The organism is Myxococcus dinghuensis (assembly GCF_024198235.1).
GTDB lineage: Bacteria > Myxococcota > Myxococcia > Myxococcales > Myxococcaceae > Myxococcus > Myxococcus dinghuensis.
On the sequence record NZ_JAKCFB010000076.1, the window covers coordinates 1 to 15,680 of the forward strand.

Annotated in this window: 15 protein-coding genes and 1 pseudogene; 5 read left to right on the forward strand and 11 right to left on the reverse strand. The window is 70.4% G+C overall.

Translation table 11 applies throughout. The features are described 5' to 3' along the window. The 4 genes from LZ198_RS41700 to LZ198_RS41715 all read right to left on the reverse strand — a co-directional run. The coding region (locus tag LZ198_RS41700; protein WP_253977753.1) for an Hpt domain-containing protein at positions 1-507 on the reverse strand (507 nt) is incomplete at its 3' end. Between the two features lie 39 nt (positions 508-546). Next, positions 547-1,803: a methyl-accepting chemotaxis protein gene (locus LZ198_RS41705; protein WP_253977754.1), complete on the reverse strand. Its 1,257-nt coding sequence runs from the start codon at positions 1,801-1,803 to the stop codon at positions 547-549. 5 nt (positions 1,804-1,808) lie between these two features. Next, positions 1,809-2,195: a CheW domain-containing protein gene (locus LZ198_RS41710; protein WP_253977755.1), complete on the reverse strand. Its 387-nt coding sequence runs from the start codon at positions 2,193-2,195 to the stop codon at positions 1,809-1,811. Further along, entirely contained in the window at positions 2,192-2,674 is a 483-nt protein-coding gene (locus LZ198_RS41715) for a chemotaxis protein CheW (protein WP_253977756.1), read from the reverse strand. The genes LZ198_RS41710 and LZ198_RS41715 overlap by 4 nt, the downstream gene beginning before the upstream one ends. Before the next feature lie 169 nt (positions 2,675-2,843). On the opposite strand from LZ198_RS41715, the gene LZ198_RS41720 reads away from it, so the two are divergent. Then, on the forward strand, positions 2,844-3,698 hold the full coding sequence (locus LZ198_RS41720; protein ID WP_253977757.1) for a response regulator: 855 nt from the start codon (positions 2,844-2,846) through the stop codon (positions 3,696-3,698). A gap of 341 nt (positions 3,699-4,039) precedes the next feature. Here LZ198_RS41720 and LZ198_RS41725 read toward each other — a convergent pair whose 3' ends face one another. Then, positions 4,040-5,350: a radical SAM protein gene (locus LZ198_RS41725; RefSeq protein WP_253977766.1), complete on the reverse strand. Its 1,311-nt coding sequence runs from the start codon at positions 5,348-5,350 to the stop codon at positions 4,040-4,042. Between the two features lie 205 nt (positions 5,351-5,555). Between LZ198_RS41725 and ald the strand changes: the two genes are divergently transcribed. From ald to LZ198_RS41745, 4 genes are all read left to right on the forward strand, one after another. Next, the gene (gene ald, locus LZ198_RS41730; RefSeq protein ID WP_253977758.1) at positions 5,556-6,680 is read left to right on the forward strand and encodes an alanine dehydrogenase; all 1,125 of its coding nucleotides are present in this window, start codon (positions 5,556-5,558) and stop codon (positions 6,678-6,680) included. Positions 6,681-6,926: 246 nt separating this feature from the next. Next, positions 6,927-7,568 (forward strand): sigma-70 family RNA polymerase sigma factor, encoded by a 642-nt coding sequence (locus LZ198_RS41735; RefSeq protein ID WP_253977759.1) that lies wholly within the window; start codon positions 6,927-6,929, stop codon positions 7,566-7,568. 23 nt (positions 7,569-7,591) lie between these two features. After that, positions 7,592-8,503 carry an anti-sigma factor family protein gene (locus tag LZ198_RS41740; protein ID WP_253977760.1) on the forward strand — a complete coding sequence of 304 codons (912 nt, stop codon included), beginning with the start codon at positions 7,592-7,594 and terminating at the stop codon, positions 8,501-8,503. A 194-nt stretch (positions 8,504-8,697) separates the two neighbouring features. Then, positions 8,698-10,473, forward strand: coding sequence for a response regulator (locus LZ198_RS41745; protein ID WP_253977761.1), 1,776 nt, complete (start codon positions 8,698-8,700; stop codon positions 10,471-10,473). Between the two features lie 95 nt (positions 10,474-10,568). On the opposite strand, the gene LZ198_RS41750 is transcribed toward LZ198_RS41745, so the two are convergent. From LZ198_RS41750 to LZ198_RS41775, 6 genes and pseudogenes are all read right to left on the reverse strand, one after another. Then, positions 10,569-11,711, reverse strand: a complete 1,143-nt coding sequence (locus LZ198_RS41750; protein WP_253977762.1) for a hypothetical protein — start codon at positions 11,709-11,711, stop codon at positions 10,569-10,571. Then, positions 11,708-12,478, reverse strand: coding sequence for a type III pantothenate kinase (locus LZ198_RS41755; RefSeq protein ID WP_253977767.1), 771 nt, complete (start codon positions 12,476-12,478; stop codon positions 11,708-11,710). The genes LZ198_RS41750 and LZ198_RS41755 overlap by 4 nt, the downstream gene beginning before the upstream one ends. A 55-nt stretch (positions 12,479-12,533) precedes the next feature. Beyond that, positions 12,534-13,553 carry a biotin--[acetyl-CoA-carboxylase] ligase gene (locus LZ198_RS41760; RefSeq protein WP_253977763.1) on the reverse strand — a complete coding sequence of 340 codons (1,020 nt, stop codon included), beginning with the start codon at positions 13,551-13,553 and terminating at the stop codon, positions 12,534-12,536. 96 nt (positions 13,554-13,649) lie between these two features. Next, the gene (locus LZ198_RS41765; RefSeq protein ID WP_256560379.1) at positions 13,650-14,270 is read right to left on the reverse strand and encodes a hypothetical protein; all 621 of its coding nucleotides are present in this window, start codon (positions 14,268-14,270) and stop codon (positions 13,650-13,652) included. 7 nt (positions 14,271-14,277) lie between these two features. Further along, positions 14,278-15,192, reverse strand: coding sequence for a HEAT repeat domain-containing protein (locus LZ198_RS41770; protein ID WP_253977765.1), 915 nt, complete (start codon positions 15,190-15,192; stop codon positions 14,278-14,280). A 67-nt stretch (positions 15,193-15,259) separates the two neighbouring features. Continuing rightward, positions 15,260-15,680: pseudogene (locus LZ198_RS41775) on the reverse strand (hypothetical protein); the annotation flags it as partial.

Consider the following 15,680-nt stretch of genomic DNA (forward strand, 5'->3'; position numbering starts at 1 on the left):
CGGAGGCCGGGGAGCGGCGACGGGCGCCACGGGCTCCGCGACCGGCGCGGGCGCCGGGGCCACGGGAGCCGCCACCGCCGGCTTCGGCGGCGCGGGGCGCGCGCCGGGAATCGCGGGCGCGGGCTGACCGGACACCTCCGCCAGCGCGCGCACCATGTCCTCGCTCGCCGGGGTGCCGGTGTTCGCGCCGGACAGGTCCTCGATGAGGTCGGAGAGCACGTCGCACGCACGGAGCATCACGTCCGTGGCGATCTCCGTGGCCGTGCGGCCCTCGCGCTCGGCGCGCAGGACGTCCTCCGCGGCGTGCGCCAACTGCCCGATGGCGGCCAGGCCCAGCATGCGGGCCTCGCCCTTCATCGTGTGCAGCTCGCGCGCGACGTCGTCCGCGGCCTGGTCCGCGGTCTCCTTCTCCAGGTCCAGCACGCCGAGCTGGATCTTCTGGAGGCGGTCGGCCGTGACCTCCTGGAACTTCTTCAGGAGGGATTTCTTGAGAGCCTCGGTATCCATGGGCGGCGGGCGCTGGGCGCCCTCCCCTTCCCCGAAGTGCTAGTCGGCCTTGAAGCGCTTGATGAGCTCCGCCAGGCGGGCGGCGAGCTGCGTGAGCTCCGCCGCGGCGCCCGTCGCCTGCTTCGACGCCTGCGTCGTCTGGCGCGTCACGTCCTCGATCTCCGCCATGGACGCCACCACCTGCTCGGTGGCCGTGCGCTGCTGCTGCGTGGCGAGGTTGATGACGCGGGCCGCGTCGCTCGTCTCCTGCACGCCGGCGAGGATGCCCTCGACGGCCTGCGCGGCGACGGCGCCCAGCTTCTCGCCGGACTCGGTGGCGGACTTCGACGCCTCGGCGGCGCCCGCGGCGGCGGCGGTGGCCTCGCGGATCTCCGTGATGAGGTTCTTGATCTCCTTGGTGGAGTCCAGGACGTTCTCCGCCAGGCGGCGCATCTCCGCGGCGACGATGGAGAAGCCCTTGCCCGCCTCACCCGCGCGGCTGCCTTCCAGCGCCGCGTTCAGCGCGAGCAGGTCGGAGCGGTCGGCGATCTCGTCGATGACCTCCACCACCGTGCCGATGCGCTCCACGCGCTTGGACAGCTTGGCGATGGAGTCCGCCACCGCGACGCCGTCGCTGCGGATCTGCTGCATGGCCTGGATGAACTCGCCGATGGCGCCCCGACCCGCGCGGGCCGCGCCGAGCGTCTCCTCGGCCACGCGCGCCACGCTGCCCGCGTTCTCCGCGATCTGCGCGGAGGCGTGCTTGAGCTCCTCCATGGTGGCGGTCGTCTCGTGGATGGCCGCCGCCTGCTCCGTGGAGGACGTCTCGTGCTGGGTGGAGGCCGCGAGCACCTGGTTGGCGGACGAGGACAGCCGCAGGGCCGCCTCGTTGATCTCCCGCACGAAGGTGCGCAGCGTCTCGATGACCTTGCCGAAGCCCTCGAGCAGGGGACCGAGCTGGGGGTCCTCCGTGGTGGTGTTCCACTGGGACAGGTCGCCCTCGCGCACCAGGTTGATGAGCGCGTCCAGGGCCTGGTCGATCTCCTGCGCCGCCACCTGCTTGCGGTGCTCGGAGGCCGACAGGTTGTCCAGCACCTGGTTGAGCAACAGCGCCATCTCGTCGCCACCGGCGCCCACCAGCTCGCGCGGCACGCGGGCGTTCAGGTTGCCCGCGAGCACCTGCAACAGGGTGTCGGTGAAGAGCTTGAGGGCGGCCGGCTGCTGCGCGGGAGGAGTCCCCGCCGCCTTGGCGGCGGGAGCCTTCCGGGCGGCGCGGGCCTTGGACGCGGGCTTCTCGTTGGGAGTGTCCAGGGACATTGCGGTCAGTGCCTTCCTTGCGTTCCTTGGGTCCTGGCGGTTTCCACCAGGTCGATCAGCAGCACGGTATGGGCCTCGTCCAGGCACACACCAACAGCATAGGGGGCCGCGCCCGCGGTGGGCGGCATGCGGCGAAGCTGGGTGACGGGAATGGAACGAACGCCCCTCACGGTGTCCACCTTGAGGTGGCCCTCACCCTCCGGGGTGTCGAACACGAGCGCGCGGTTGCCGCGGTGGAGCGGGCCCAGCTCCGGGAGGGTGATGTCCTCCGGCAGCGAGCGGTCGATGCGCAGCACCTGCGACGCATCCGTCCCGAACAGGCCCGCGCCGATCTCGAAGAAGAGGATGTCCACATCCTGCTCCTGCGGCTCCACGACGTGCTCGTCGTTCATCGAGCCACCGCCCGCTGCCGCGCCGTCTGCAGCAGCTTGGAGAAGTTGAGCAGGTTGATGCTGTCCTGGGGCGAGGCGCCCGGGACGACGCCGAGCAGGTGCTCGGCCGCCGCGTCCCCGCCCAGCGGCGGTGGGAGGATGTCCGCCACGGGGATGCGGCGCAGGCCCAGCACCGTGTCCGCCACGACCCCGGCCACGATGCTGCCGGTGATGCCGACGAACAAGCGTGTGCGGGGGCCGATGCGCGCCTCGCCCTTGGAGAGGAAGCGCAGCAGGTCGACGACGGGGAGCACCTCACCGCGGTGGCCCGTGACGCCCATGATGAAGGAAGGAGTCCTCGGCAGGGGGGTGAGCAGCCCGGCGCGGAACACCTCGAGGACGTTCTCGCTGGGCACCCCGAGCCGCAGGTCTCCCACCCGGAAGCAGAAGAACTCCTGCTCCGGCCGGGCCTGGGCGGCCACGGCACGGTCCGGAGCCATCCGGAGTGCTCGCTGGAGGGGAGTCGAGGTCGTGGTCAAGGCGACGGAGTATCCGGAGGCGACGAAAACCGGTCAAGGGGCGGACGCTGACTGACCGCCCGCTCGCCGTTTCGATGGTCCGCGCTCCACCAAAGGTGTAGGGTTGCACCCGGTTTCCTTGAGGAGGACGATGTCGCGCGTACTGGTCATTGACGACAGCCCGATGCTGGTGGAGCTCACCGTCCGGGCACTGACCGCCGCAGGCTACCAGGCCAGCGGCGCCCAGGACCTGGCGAGCCTCGACCAGAAGCTCTCCGAGGGGCCGTTCGCGCTCATCCTGATGGACGTGAACATGCCGGAGATGTTCGGCGACGACGTCGTCGAGTACCTGCGGCGCCAGAAGAAGGTCACCGCCAAGCTGGTGCTCTACTCGGACATCTCCGAGGAGGAGCTGGCCGGCAAGACGCGGGCGTCCGGCGCGGACGGCTACATCCTCAAGAGCGGAGGCCTGGAGGCGGTGCTCGGCGGGGTCATGAACCTCATCGGCGCGCCCGCCCTGGGCGTCCCGGCGGCCGTCCCCGCCCCGCAGGCGGCTCCCGCGGCGCCCGCGGCCGCGCCCGTCCCGGTGGCCGCGACGGGCCTGAAGGCCGCGCCCTCCACGGGGGGCCGCAAGCCCCGCATCCTCATCGTGGACGACAGCGAGATGACCGCGCGGATCATCGAGGCGGACCTCGTGACGAAGGGCTTCGAGGTCCACGTCGCGGACACCGCGGACAAGGCCACGAAGATCATCCTCAAGAAGCAGACGCGTCCGGACCTGGTGCTGCTGGACGTGCGCATGCCCAACGTGAACGGCGAGCAGTTCTGCCGCTTCATCAAGAGCAACAGCCTCTTCAAGGGCATCAAGGTGCTCTTGTGCTCCGGCGAGAACGTCGAGGAGCTCCAGCGCATCTGCCGCGAGGCGGGCGCCGACGGCTACATCCCCAAGGACGCCGTCATGAGCAACCTCGTCGCCAAGGAGCTGATGCCCACGGGCAACGAGTAGTCCCGGGGGACCAGGGTCCCCCGCTCCGAAGGCACGTCCTTCCATCAGCGGGCATGCGAGGCGGCTACACGGCGCCCCGGCCCTCGGCCACGCCCGTCGTCAGGGACGCGTCCCCCCACCAGCGAGCATGCAAGGTGGACAGACAGCGCCCCGGTTCGCGATCGCGCCCCCCGCCGTCGATGAGGCCGAGGCTCCACCCGTCGGACGGACCGCGATCCTGGGCTCATCTCACGCGGGGCCCGTCACGGAGCGCCGCCCCATCACGCCGCCTCGTGTGGCACCCCGCACGTGCAGGGCACCACCACGGAGGCACGCGCACGCTCAGGCGAGGGCGCGGAGACTCACCTTCCCCGGGGCCCCGCCGCGTTCTCCCGCTCCTCCAGGCCGCGCGCGAAGTTGCCGATGATGAGCCCCGGCCGCGCCGCCTTCAGGCGATGGAGCAGCTCGCGGATGCCCACGGGCTCCCCGCCCGCGCCCACGTCCCGCGCGACCTCCAGGTACTGGAGCGGGTCGATGGCCAACGGGCGCGTCTGCACCTGGTCCACCTTGTACTTCTTCACCAGCCGCTCCAGCGCCTTCACCTCGCCCTCGCGGTCCGTGACGCCAGGGAACAGGAGCAGGTTGAGCGCCAGGTATGCGCCGCGCTCGCGCGCCAGCGCGATGGACGCCTCCACGTCCTCCCAGCCGTACTTCACCGGCTTGTAGTACGCCTCGTAGAGCCCCTTCGTCGCCGCGTTGAGCGACACCCGCACCGCATCCAGCCCGGCGTCGAGCAGCGCCTCCAATCCCTTCGTGAGGCTGCCGTTGGTGTTGATGTTGATGGAGCCCTTGTCCGTGCGCGCGCGCATGTAGCGGATCGACTCCGCGATGAACTTCCAGCGCGTGAGCGGCTCGCCCTCACAGCCCTGCCCGAAGCTCACCATGGTGCGCCCCGGCGCGTTCTCCAGGTGGAACAGGCCGATGGCGCCCATCTCCTCGCCGGAGGGTCCGTCATCCATGCGCTCGTGCGACGCCGGAGGCCCGTCCGCGGGCTGGTCGGAGATGCAGCCGACGCAGCGCGCGTTGCACATCACGGACGCGGGGATGGCCGCCTCGTCCCGTACGTAGAAGGTGTTCTGCGACGTGAAGCACCGGTACAGCAGCGCGCACGTCTTGAGCTGCTTGAGCACGCGGTTGTCCGGGAAGCGCGCCAGGTGCTGCTCCACCAGCGCCTTCATGTCCGGCGTGGAGTAGCGCTCCGGATCCCAATGCGACCGACGGTCCGTGTGGATGGCCCACGCCACCGGTCCGTCCTCGCCCCAGGCCGCCGCGGTGTACGCCCACTGCGGCAACACCGGCCCACTGCCCTTCACCTCGCCGGGGAGGAACGTGCGGGTATAGCCGGGAGGCAGGAGCGCGCCCACCGCGTTGGGCACGAACGTCTTGCCGCCCACCTTCATCTCCCGCACCAGCTCCAGCTCGCCCGTCTCCGGGTGCAGCCCCACCGGCAGCCTGCCCGGCAGGTGGACCAGCCGCCCGGCGGACGGCAGGGGAATCGGCTTGTCCTGCGGAGGAACGAGCTCCTCGCCGCTGCGCAGCGTGGCCAGCAGGTAGGGATGCTCCATCACCCGGCCCTTCGGGTCGGCGAACAGCAGCTTCGGCGCGGACGTCATGCGCACGCTAACTACCACCGGCCCCCCTTCTCTTTCGACGCCGAAGCGTCATGAGACGCGTTGCATCCAACGCCGCGCGTCAACCTTCAGGGGTAACACGCGCTCACCGGAGGCATGCGCGCGGCTTGGGCAGGACGCCTTGATTCCCTCCAGGCCCCTGGTTAGGGTCCGCGCGCTTTTTTCAGTCCCTCGCTGGAGGCAAGTCGTGATCGTCGGAGTTCCCAAGGAGATCAAAACCCGTGAGTACCGCGTCGGCATGGTGCCTGCGGGCGTGCGCGCGCTCACGAGCGCGGGCCACACGGTGCTGGTCGAGACGAACGCCGGCGTCGGCTCGGGCATCCCCGATTCGGAGTACCAGCGCGTCGGCGCGCAGATCGTCGCCACCGCGGACGAGGTCTGGAAGCGCGCGGAGATGGTCGTCAAGGTCAAGGAGCCGATCGCGCCCGAGTACGAGCGCATCCAGCCCGGCCAGATCATCTACACGTACTTCCATCTGGCCGGCGTGGATCCGGAGCTGACGAAGACGCTGGTGAAGAAGAAGGCGGCGGCCGTCGCCTACGAGACGCTGCAGTTGGATGACGGCAGCCTGCCGCTGCTCAAGCCGATGAGCGAGGTGGCCGGGAAGATGGCCATCCAGGTCGGCGCCGCGTGCCTGGAGAAGGCGCACGGGGGCAAGGGCATCCTGCTGGGCGGCGTGCCCGGCGTGCGCCGCGGCCGCGTGGTCGTCATCGGCGGTGGCGTCGTCGGTCTGTGCGCCGCGAAGGTCGCGGTGGGCATGGGCGCCGAGGTCACCATCCTCGACGTCAACCTGGAGCGCCTCACCTACCTGGACGACGTGTTCCTCGGCCGCGTCAGCGTGCTGGCTTCCGACACGGAGAGCATCGCGCACTCCGTTCGCGAGGCGGACCTCGTCGTGGGCGCGGTGCTCATCCCCGGCGGCAAGGCCCCCAAGCTCGTCTCCGAGTCGCTCATCTCCGAGATGACCAAGGGCTCCGTCGTCGTCGACGTCGCGGTGGACCAGGGCGGCTGCATCGAGACCTGCAAGCCCACCACCCACGACAACCCGACCTTCGAGGTCCACGGCGTCGTGCACTACTGCGTCGCCAACATGCCCGGCGCGGTGCCGCAGACGTCCACCTACGCGCTCACCAACACCACCCGCCCCTACTCGCGGAAGATCGCCGACATGGGCCTGGTCGAGGCCGTGAAGTCCGACCGCGCCCTGGCGCGTGCGATGAACACCTACAACGGCCACGTCACCTACGAGGCCGTCGCCAAGGACCTGGGGTACGACTACCTCTCCATCTCCGAGGCGCTGAGCCGCAAGTAGGCCGCAGGGCGGCCCGACAGCCGAGCCGCTCTCCGCAGGGGAGGCGTGGATGACGACATCCCGCCTCCCCTTCGTTATTGAAGCGGTAGGGAATAAAGTTCCCCGCCCGGAGTCCGACGTACCCGAAGCAGGCGTACGGGCGGGTATGACTGGGAAGCCGTTGTTGCTCTGTCTGTTCCCGTGCATACATTGATGGGCAGGCGACAACTCATTCCCCAATTGTTTCGGGCCTCTGGAAGGCGGGACATGTTGGATTTCAGACAACCCAACCGGACGAAGCAGGAATTCGAGGAATTGGCGCTGGCCCACCTGGACCCGCTCTACTCGGCCGCTCTCCGGCTGACGAAGAACGAACGGGATGCCGAGGACCTGGTGCAGGACACCTGCATGAGGGCCTACCGCTTCTTCGACAAGTTCGAGCGGGGCACCAACATCAAGGCCTGGCTGTTCAAGATCCTCACGAACACGTTCATCAACCGTTACCGGCGCAAGGTGAAGGAGCGCACGGTGGTGGAGGGTGTCGAGCGCGAGGCGGTGCACGAGCGCTTCGTCAGCCGGGACGCGACGGACTTCGCGGCCAACCCGGAGCAGTACTTCTTCGACCGGCTCCTGTCGGACGACGTGCTGCGCGCCATCGACTCGCTGCCCATCGACTTCCGCCTCGTGGTCATCCTCGCGGACCTGCAGGAGTTCTCCTACAAGGAGATCGCCGAGATCCTCGAGTGCCCCGTGGGCACGGTGATGAGCCGGCTGTTCCGCGGGCGCAAGCTCCTGCAGAAGACGCTGCGTGAGTACGCGGTGGGCCAGGGGGTGTTCCGTCACGAGGACGACGCCGCCAACACCCCGTCGAACCTGGAAGAGTATCGTCAAAGGAAGAAGACGGGGTAGAAACAGGTTCCTACCGCGCGCCCATGATCTGCCAGGAACTCGAACGGCTGCTGTATCCGTACCTCGACGGCGAATTCCAGCCGGAGGAGCGGCACGACGTCGAAGCGCACCTCTCCGGTTGCTCCGCGTGTCGCGACCGGGTGGAGGAGGAGCGGAAGGTCCAGTTGGCCCTGCGCAGGGCCGCGCGTCAGTCGGTGACGCGGATGCGCGCGCCGGACTCGCTGCGCGCCGGAATCCAGGTGGGGCTTCGCCAGGAGCAACGCCGCGCGCAGGTGGGCAACCTGTTGCGCGCGGGTGCCGTGGCGCTGGTCGTGGTGACGGTGGGCGGAGCCCTGGCCTACTACGAAGCCCGGCAGCGCCAGTTGGTGAACCGCATCGAGGTGGTGAACCGCCACACGCGCTCGCTCCCCTTCGAGATCGCCAGCTCCGACCGCGAGCAGGTGGAGCAGTGGTTCAAGGGCGCGGTGGACCCGCGCGTCGCGGTGCCGCGACTGCCCAAGACCAAGCCGCTCGGCGGGCGCATCTCCATCCTGAACGGCCGCGAGGTCGCGTACATCAGCTACGAGACGCTGCCGGACGAAGGCGAGCCCAGCCGCCGCCTCGGCGTGTTCGTCCTCCCGGACGAGGACGGCCCCCGCCCCCAGGCGCTGCCCGCCGTCGAGGTGGACTCCGCGCAGGGCTTCAACATCGTCACCTGGCGGGACCACGAGGTCGTCTACGAGATGGTCACCGACATGGACGAGCGCGACATCCTCCGCCTGCTCAACGAGCGTGATCGGGAGCACGAGGGCATGCGCGCGCCGGAGTTCCCCGCCGCGCTGGCCAGCACGCCGCGTCCGCTCGAGTCCTCCGACGGGAATTACTCGTACCAGACACTTCCGATGCCCGCGCGTTCCCGGCCCGCCATCTCCGTCGAGCCCGCCTCGTATCCCTGAGCCGTCCGCTCCGGGGAACTCCGTCATGTCCCGGTGTCCTGCGACTGCCCGACCGCTGGGCGGCCAGATTCCGTGTGGCCCGAACATTTGACGGTCCCTGACATGGCCGATAGCCTCGACGGCGCTTCTTTCCTCGCACGCTGGGGGCCATGGGGTCGCCCGCGCGCGCCGCACCCAGGTCGGGCCGTTCCTCCATGTCCAAGAAAATCCTGATCGTCGAAAAAAGCGACACCGCCCTCGCTGCCACCCTGCGCCCGGTGCTGGAGGGCCGGGGCTTCACGGTGGACGACACCGCCGACGGCAAGGGCAGCGTGGAGCAGATTCGCCGCGACAGGCCGGACCTCGTGGTGCTCGCGGTGGAGCTGTCGGCCGGACAGAACGGCTACCTCATCTGCGGCAAGCTGAAGAAGGACGACGACCTCAAGAACGTCCCCATCGTCATCGTGGGCAACCCGGACGGCTTCGCGCAGCACCGCAAGCTGAAGGCGCACGCGGACGAGTACGTGGCCATGCCGGTGGACGCCAACCTCCTGACGGAGCGCGTGGGCGCGTTGATCGGCTTCCCGGAGCCGCCCGTCACCGAGGACGTGGTGGACGAGAGCCTCACGCTGGACGCGCTCGGCGACGAGCCGATGACGGCGGACTTCGGAGAGGAGATCTCCGTCGACACCGGCGAGGAGCCCGCCGTCGCGGGTGAGGAGCTGGACCTGGACGCCGCCTTCAGCGACATGTCCGCGCCGGAGCCGGAGGCCGCCGCCATCGTCGACGAGCCCGTCGAGGCGCCGCCCGAGGCCGTGGTGGAGGGCGTGGAGGAGGACTTCTCCACCCTCGACGCGCTGGGTTCGGACGCGGACGACGCGTTGGACGGGCTGGATGACTCGGAGAAGACGGTGGTGGGCTTCATGCCCGTGCCCACGCCGGTCGCGCCCACGCCCACGCCGGTCCCCCTGAAGGTCATCGAGCCGCCGAAGCCCGCGACTCCGCCTCCCGCGAGGACGCCGACTCCTCCGCCCGCGAGGACCCCTGCCCCGCCGACCGCCGCCGCCACGCCCGCGGCCCCCGTCACCTCCGCCGCGGACGCGGCCGAGCTGCGCAACCTGCGCGCGAAGGTGGCCGAGCTCCAGGCGTCCGTGGAGGACGCGCGGAGCACCGCCTCCACCGCCGAGGACCGGGTGCGCGAGCTGGAGGCCGAGCTGGAGGGCAAGGCCACCGAGCTGGAGACGGCGCGCGCCTCCGCGGGGAAGAACGACAAGGACACCTTCGCCCTGCGCGACGCGGTCAACAAGCGCGACAAGGAGATCCTGCGGCTCAAGACGGAGCTGAACCAGAAGGACCAGGAGATCGTCGAGCTGAAGGACCAGCACCTGGAGCTGGAGCAGAAGGCCAGCTCGGCCGAGTCCGAGATCGCCCGGCGCGACGCGCAGATCAAGACGCTCACCACCAAGGCGGACTCGCTGACGGCGGACCGCAAGCGCGTGGACCAGCAGCTCGCCGCGGCGAAGGAGGAGGCACGCGGCGCCACCGCCAGGCTGACCACGCTCCAGGAGGAGATGGATCAGCAGAACGCGCAGACGGCCTCGCTGAACGCGGAGCTGGAGGAGCTGCGCAACCGCACCGGCCAGTTGGAGATGGACGTGCAGGCGGCGCGCGAGGAGTCCGACGGGCTGCGCGCCCAGGTGGAGTCCACGCAGCGCGAGGCCGACGAGCTGCGCGGCCAGGTGGAGCAGGCCCAGGTGGAGCTGTCCGAGCAGACCACCCGCGCGGCCGACGAGGCCGACGAGCTGCGCAGGCGCATCTCCGAGCTCGAGGCCACGGCGGTGCGCAACGAGGAGCGTGTCACCAAGCTCTACGCGCGCATCAAGAACGACGAGAAGCTGCGCGAGAAGACGAAGAAGGCGCTCGCCATCGCCTCGCAGTTGCTGGAGGAGCCCGCCTCCTCCGTGGCCGACGCGGACGAGGCCGCCGCCTGAAGTTCCCCACGCCGCGGCCCCGGGCTTCATCGTCCGGGGTCGTCGGCACGCAGGTCCGGGTCGAGCCCCCCGATGAGGGGCTCCCCTCCCCCGCCCTACTTCTCCTCCTGCTTCTTGGGCGCGGTCTTCTTCTCGAGGAGCTTCTTGGCGAAGCCCTGCACCGCGGCGGGCACGTTCTTGTCGCGGCTCAGGTCCTTGATCTCCGAGTCGCGCAGCGTGTTGAGGAACTTCATCGTGATCGTGAGCGGCACCTTGGGGTTCTTCACCAGGGCCAGCTTCACCTTCTGGTTCTTCGTCCACTCGCGGTTGTTGTAGATGACGCGCAGGACGTCATCCATCATCGCCCGGTTGGCCGCGCACGCCAGCACCTCTCCGTCGGTGATGCGCGGGCTGCGGATGACGGCCACGGCGACCAGCTTGTTCGTCTCGCGGATGAGGGCGTTGCGGGCCTCCTTGTTGCCCAGCGTCGCCAGCTTGATCTTCTCCGCGATGGACATCTTCATCAGCCGCTGGGTCAGCGTCATCCGCTTGCCCTCCTCCATGGGCGCGGCGTTCTCGTCGGCCACCTCGCCGCCCATCTCCTGGAGGACCTGATCCGCGGTCGGCCCCGGGTCCGGAGGAGCCTCCGCCGCCTCCGGTCCGAAGAGGCGCACGCGCGCGGCCTTCATCTGGGGCACGTCCGCCAGCATCAGGCCGCTGCGCACCGCGAAGTCGCACACGTTGTCGATGAGCGACACGGGCGCCAGGGCGTTGGAGCACAGGTTGCGCAGGATGTCCTCGTAGCGCAGCAGGCGTAGCTGGTTCTGGCCGATGATCTCCGCCAGCTTGGGCGAGCAGTCCCGCGCCACGTCCGCGACGGCCTCGTCGGGCGTGCTGGCGTTGAGGACGAGCATCTCCGCGTAGGCGTCCTTCGTCTTCAACAAGCCCAGGAGGTAGCCCAGCACCTGCGGCTGCACCTCCTCGTCACGGAGCGCGGAGCCGAGGATGCGGTCCGGCAGGGCGGCGGCCGTCTTGCCAGCCGTCTCGCGCACGCCCTCGTCCGGGTCGAACGTCAGCATGTACAGCGCCCCCACCATGTCCGAGGGGTTGAGCGGCACCAGCGACTTGGCGGCCATCATCCGCAGCGGCACCGGCGCGGCTGGATCCACGTGCTTGCGCAGGTTGGGCGGGAGGAACTCCGCGTTGAAGGGGCACCCGGGAGGCGGCGCCGGGACGTTGCTGGGAGCGGCGGTGGTCATGTCGCGTGGTTCCTTCCGTAGATGATGCGCAGGCCCTCGAGCGTGAGGAACTCGTCCACTTCGTGGATGGCCTTGGATTCACTGGCCACCAGCGGCGCGAGCCCACCGGTGGCGACGACCTTCATGGGCTGACCGAGGTCGGCCTGCATGCGCGCGCAGATGCCGTCCACCAGGCCCACGTAGCCGTAGACGAGCCCCGACTGCATGGAGTGCACCGTGTTGCGCCCGATGACGTGCGGCGGCCGCGCGAACTCCACGCGCGGCAGCTTGGAGGCGTTCTGGAAGAGCGCCTCCATGGAGATGTTGATGCCCGGGCTGATGCAGCCGCCCAGGTACTCGCCGCGGGCGGAGACGGCGTCGAACGTGGTGGCCGTGCCGAAGTCCACGACGATGAGCGCCCCCTTGTGCTTCTCGTAGGCGGCCACCGCGTTGACGATGCGGTCGGCGCCCACCTCGCGCGGGTTGTCGTAGAGGATGGGCATGCCCGTCTTCACGCCCGGCCCGACGAACATGGGCCGCATGCGGAAGTAGCGCTCGCTCATCTTCTCCAGGCTGAACTGGAGGGGCGGCACCACGCTCGACACGGCCACCGCGGACACCTTCATCGGGTCGATGCCGCTGTGCGTGAACAACTGGCGGACCAGGATGCCGTACTCGTCGGAGGTGCGCCGGGTGCTCGTCTCCACGCGCCAATGGTCGAGCAGTCGTCGCCCCTCGAAGACCCCGAGGACGGTGTTGGTGTTGCCGACGTCGATGGCCAGGAGCATCACGCCGCGCACTCTACCCCGAAGGAAGGCGACGACGCGCCTCCAGCACCTCGGACTAGCGCGCCCGTGGACCCTGGCGGGGGCGCAGTTGCTCCACGTCCCCCGCGAGCACCCGCTCCACCTGGCCCCCTTCCGTCTGGACGAGCAGCGCGCCGGACGGGTCGATGTCCACCGCCAGCCCCCGCAGCTCGTTTCGGTCGGTGCGCACCAGCACGTCCTGCCCCAGCGTGGACGACAGCTCCTTCCACCGGGCGCGGACCACGTCGAAGCCCGTCTCCAGGTACAGGTCCAGCCACTCCTCCAGCCGCGTCCACAGGCTGGCGGCGAAGAGGGCCCGGTGGACCTTCTCCCCCCGGGCGATGGACAGCGACGTCGCCGTCGCGCGCAGCTCCTCCGGGAAGTGGTCCGCCTGGCAGTTGAGGTTGACGCCCACGCCCACGACGACGAAGTGGACGCGCTCGGGCTCGGCGGACAGCTCGGTGAGGATGCCCGCGACCTTGCGCCCGTCGATGTGGACGTCGTTGGGCCACTTGATGGCGGCCGCCACGCCGGAGTCGCGCAGCGTCTCCGCCAGCGCCACGGCGGTCACCAGCGTCAACTCCGGCGCGCGCTGCGGCGGCAGCTCCGGCCTCAGGATGGCGGAGAAGTACAGGTTGAGCCCGGGAGGAGAGACCCAGGCCCGCCCCCGGCGCCCCTTGCCGGCGGTCTGCTGCTCGGCGACGACCACCTCGCCGTGCTCCGCGCCGTCCTGCGCCAGACGGAAGGCCACCTCGTTGGTGGACCCGATGCTGTCGTGGTGGTGCAGCGTGCGCCCCAGGTCGTGGGTGGACAGCAGGGGGACCACCTCCAGCGAGGTGAGCCGGTCCGGCACCGACACCAGGCGGTAGCCTCGAGCGGGCACGGCCTCGATGCGGTAGCCCTTGGTCCGCAGGGCCTCCACCCGCTTCCAGACGGCGGTGCGCGACAGGCCCAGCTTGCCCGACAGGGCCTCTCCGGAGGTGTAGTCCTCACCGCTTTCGGAGAGGAACCCCAGGATGAGCTCCTCCTGCGTCTGCTCAGTCGATTCCACGGCCACGGTGATACCTCGCGCGAGCCGCAAGGGTACGGACCGGCGGCCGGGCTTTCAACCCGGTGGGGCGGACGCCCGTCCGCCCTGTCTCCGGGACGGCACTCAGCCGGCGGGCGGGGCGCTCGGCGGAGCGGCCGTCTCCCGGCCTCCCACCTGGTAGCGGGTCAGCTCCAGCCGGGTCTGCGGGATGCGCTTGCCGTCCGTCTCCACCACCGTCTCCAGGCGCACCATCCCCACGCCCTCGGCGAAGGTGAAGGTGTTGACCAGGGTCGCCTGCGCGTCCACCCGGTTGCGCGCCTCCACCTGGAGACACGACGGGAACGTCCCCGCCGGGACGTCGCACGCGCCCCCCGCCCGGAGAATCTGATAGCGCTCCGTGGAGGACACCGACACGACGTTGGTCCACGCGTGCCCCTGCGCCAGCGGACCTCGCAGCAGGTAGCGCTTCGGATCCCTCAGGCCGTACGCGTCCACCGCCAGTTGTCCGCCCTGGTTGTCGTGGAAGTAGCCATCCTCCTGCTTGAGGATCTCCACGGTGACCTGCTTGTCGTCGCGCCCGTTGACCCGGTAGGTCCAGCGGTTGCCCACCGACAGGGGGTAGTAGTCCGACACGCTGCCCTGGGCCGCCTGGGGCTCCGGCTCCACTTCCACGCGGCGCGCACAGCCTCCCAGCAGCAGCGTGGCCACCAGGGCCGCGCCGCCCACTCCGAACGAACGCTTCATCAAGATGTCAGTCCGCGTGGTCCCGGCCACGCGCCTCCGCGGTGATGTGCTTGCGTGATGCGTAGAGCGTCTCCAGGGCCTGCTGCGCCGCGGCCTGCACGGAGGGCGCGTCATGCCCCTGCGCCACGGTATACAGGTACGCCTCCGCCTCCGGGCCCCCAATCTCGCCCACCGCGAAGACGAGCTCCTGCACGAACCCGATGTCCCGTCCGCGCGCCAGGTCGATGAGCGCCGGCACCGCGACGCGCGCCTTCATCTCCACGAGCGAGCCAATCGTCCTGCGCAGGCCCTCGCTGTCGGTGGACTCCTTCAGGCGCTCGATGAGCAGCGGCGCGGCGGCGGGGTGCTGCCGCTCCGCGAGGGTGCGCAGCGCGAACTCCCGGATGCGCGGGTCCTCCGCGCGCAGGTCCAGCACCAGCGCGTCGTCCTCCCGGCCGATGGCGGTCAACTGCAGCACCGCGGAGTCCGTCACCTGGTGCAGCACGGCCTCCAGCGCGGTGCGCATCGCGGCCTGGCGCCCGTCAGGAGAGTCCTCCATCACCGGCGCCTCGCCCAGACCCACCACCTCGTAGCGCTGGGGAAGCTCTCCACCGAAGCGCTCCAGGGTGAGGTTGGCGCCCACCTCGGCGAAGCTGCGAGGGTCTCCGTCCTTGAGGACCTCGCGCGTGAAGGGAACGTCCAGCGTCAACCGCCACGGACGCGCCTCGCCGGGAGTCCCCTCGCCCTTCACCTCGAAGCGCTTGGAGCCCGTCAGTGCGCGAGTGAACAGCGTGGCGACGCCCTCCGGCGCCAGCCCCAGGAGCGCGTTGTCCCGCAGGGTGGCGCCGGAGACCTCCACGGGCGCCACCGCATAGCGAGGCGCCTGTGAGCGACAGGCGCCAAGGAGGACCACGCAGCAAGCGAACCACAGGGCCGGCTTCATTGCCCCCCCAGGGTAACACCCCAGGGGGCCTCGTGCCGGCCATTCCCACGCCCGTCGGGGAGGCGCGTCAGCCCTCTCCCCCTTCGGACGAGCGCGGCGCGACCTCCCTCACCTCGGGCGACTCGGCCGGGGACTTCGTCTCCTCGGGAGCGACCACGACCGTCTCCGTCGCCACGGGGGCGGCCTCCGCCGTGGGGGTCCCCGCGGCATCCACGCCAGGGGTCCCCGCCTCCGCCGGCCGCGGCTCCGCGTCGGACACGCCACCCTCGGTGGCCACCTCCGCCACCGTCACGACCGCGGCGGTGTTCTCGGTCGGAGCCACCGCGGACCCGGTGTCGGGGACAGAACCCTCGACCGGAGCGGCCGCCTCGACGGAGCCCTCGACCGGAGCGGCGGCGGCGGTCGCCTCGCCCGGAGCCACCGCGCCGGCGGCGCCCGCTTCACCCGCGGCAGCGGCGCCCGGGGTCGCGCCCTCGGCGGCGCGGTTG

Excerpts from the sequence above, each read along its gene's own strand:
- LZ198_RS41715 (WP_253977756.1), bottom strand. The coding sequence starts at position 2,674 with ATGGCTCCGGACCGTGCCGTGGCCGCCCAGGCCCGGCCGGAGCAGGAG.
- LZ198_RS41740 (WP_253977760.1), top strand. The coding sequence starts at position 7,592 with ATGATCTGCCAGGAACTCGAACGGCTGCTGTATCCGTACCTCGACGGC.
- LZ198_RS41735 (WP_253977759.1), top strand. The coding sequence starts at position 6,927 with ATGTTGGATTTCAGACAACCCAACCGGACGAAGCAGGAATTCGAGGAA.
- LZ198_RS41705 (WP_253977754.1), bottom strand. The coding sequence starts at position 1,803 with ATGTCCCTGGACACTCCCAACGAGAAGCCCGCGTCCAAGGCCCGCGCC.
- LZ198_RS41710 (WP_253977755.1), bottom strand. The coding sequence starts at position 2,195 with ATGAACGACGAGCACGTCGTGGAGCCGCAGGAGCAGGATGTGGACATC.
- LZ198_RS41755 (WP_253977767.1), bottom strand. The coding sequence starts at position 12,478 with ATGCTCCTGGCCATCGACGTCGGCAACACCAACACCGTCCTCGGGGTC.
- LZ198_RS41765 (WP_256560379.1), bottom strand. The coding sequence starts at position 14,270 with ATGAAGCGTTCGTTCGGAGTGGGCGGCGCGGCCCTGGTGGCCACGCTG.
- LZ198_RS41745 (WP_253977761.1), top strand. The coding sequence starts at position 8,698 with ATGTCCAAGAAAATCCTGATCGTCGAAAAAAGCGACACCGCCCTCGCT.
- LZ198_RS41750 (WP_253977762.1), bottom strand. The coding sequence starts at position 11,711 with ATGACCACCGCCGCTCCCAGCAACGTCCCGGCGCCGCCTCCCGGGTGC.
- LZ198_RS41720 (WP_253977757.1), top strand. The coding sequence starts at position 2,844 with ATGTCGCGCGTACTGGTCATTGACGACAGCCCGATGCTGGTGGAGCTC.
- LZ198_RS41770 (WP_253977765.1), bottom strand. The coding sequence starts at position 15,192 with ATGAAGCCGGCCCTGTGGTTCGCTTGCTGCGTGGTCCTCCTTGGCGCC.
- LZ198_RS41725 (WP_253977766.1), bottom strand. The coding sequence starts at position 5,350 with ATGACGTCCGCGCCGAAGCTGCTGTTCGCCGACCCGAAGGGCCGGGTG.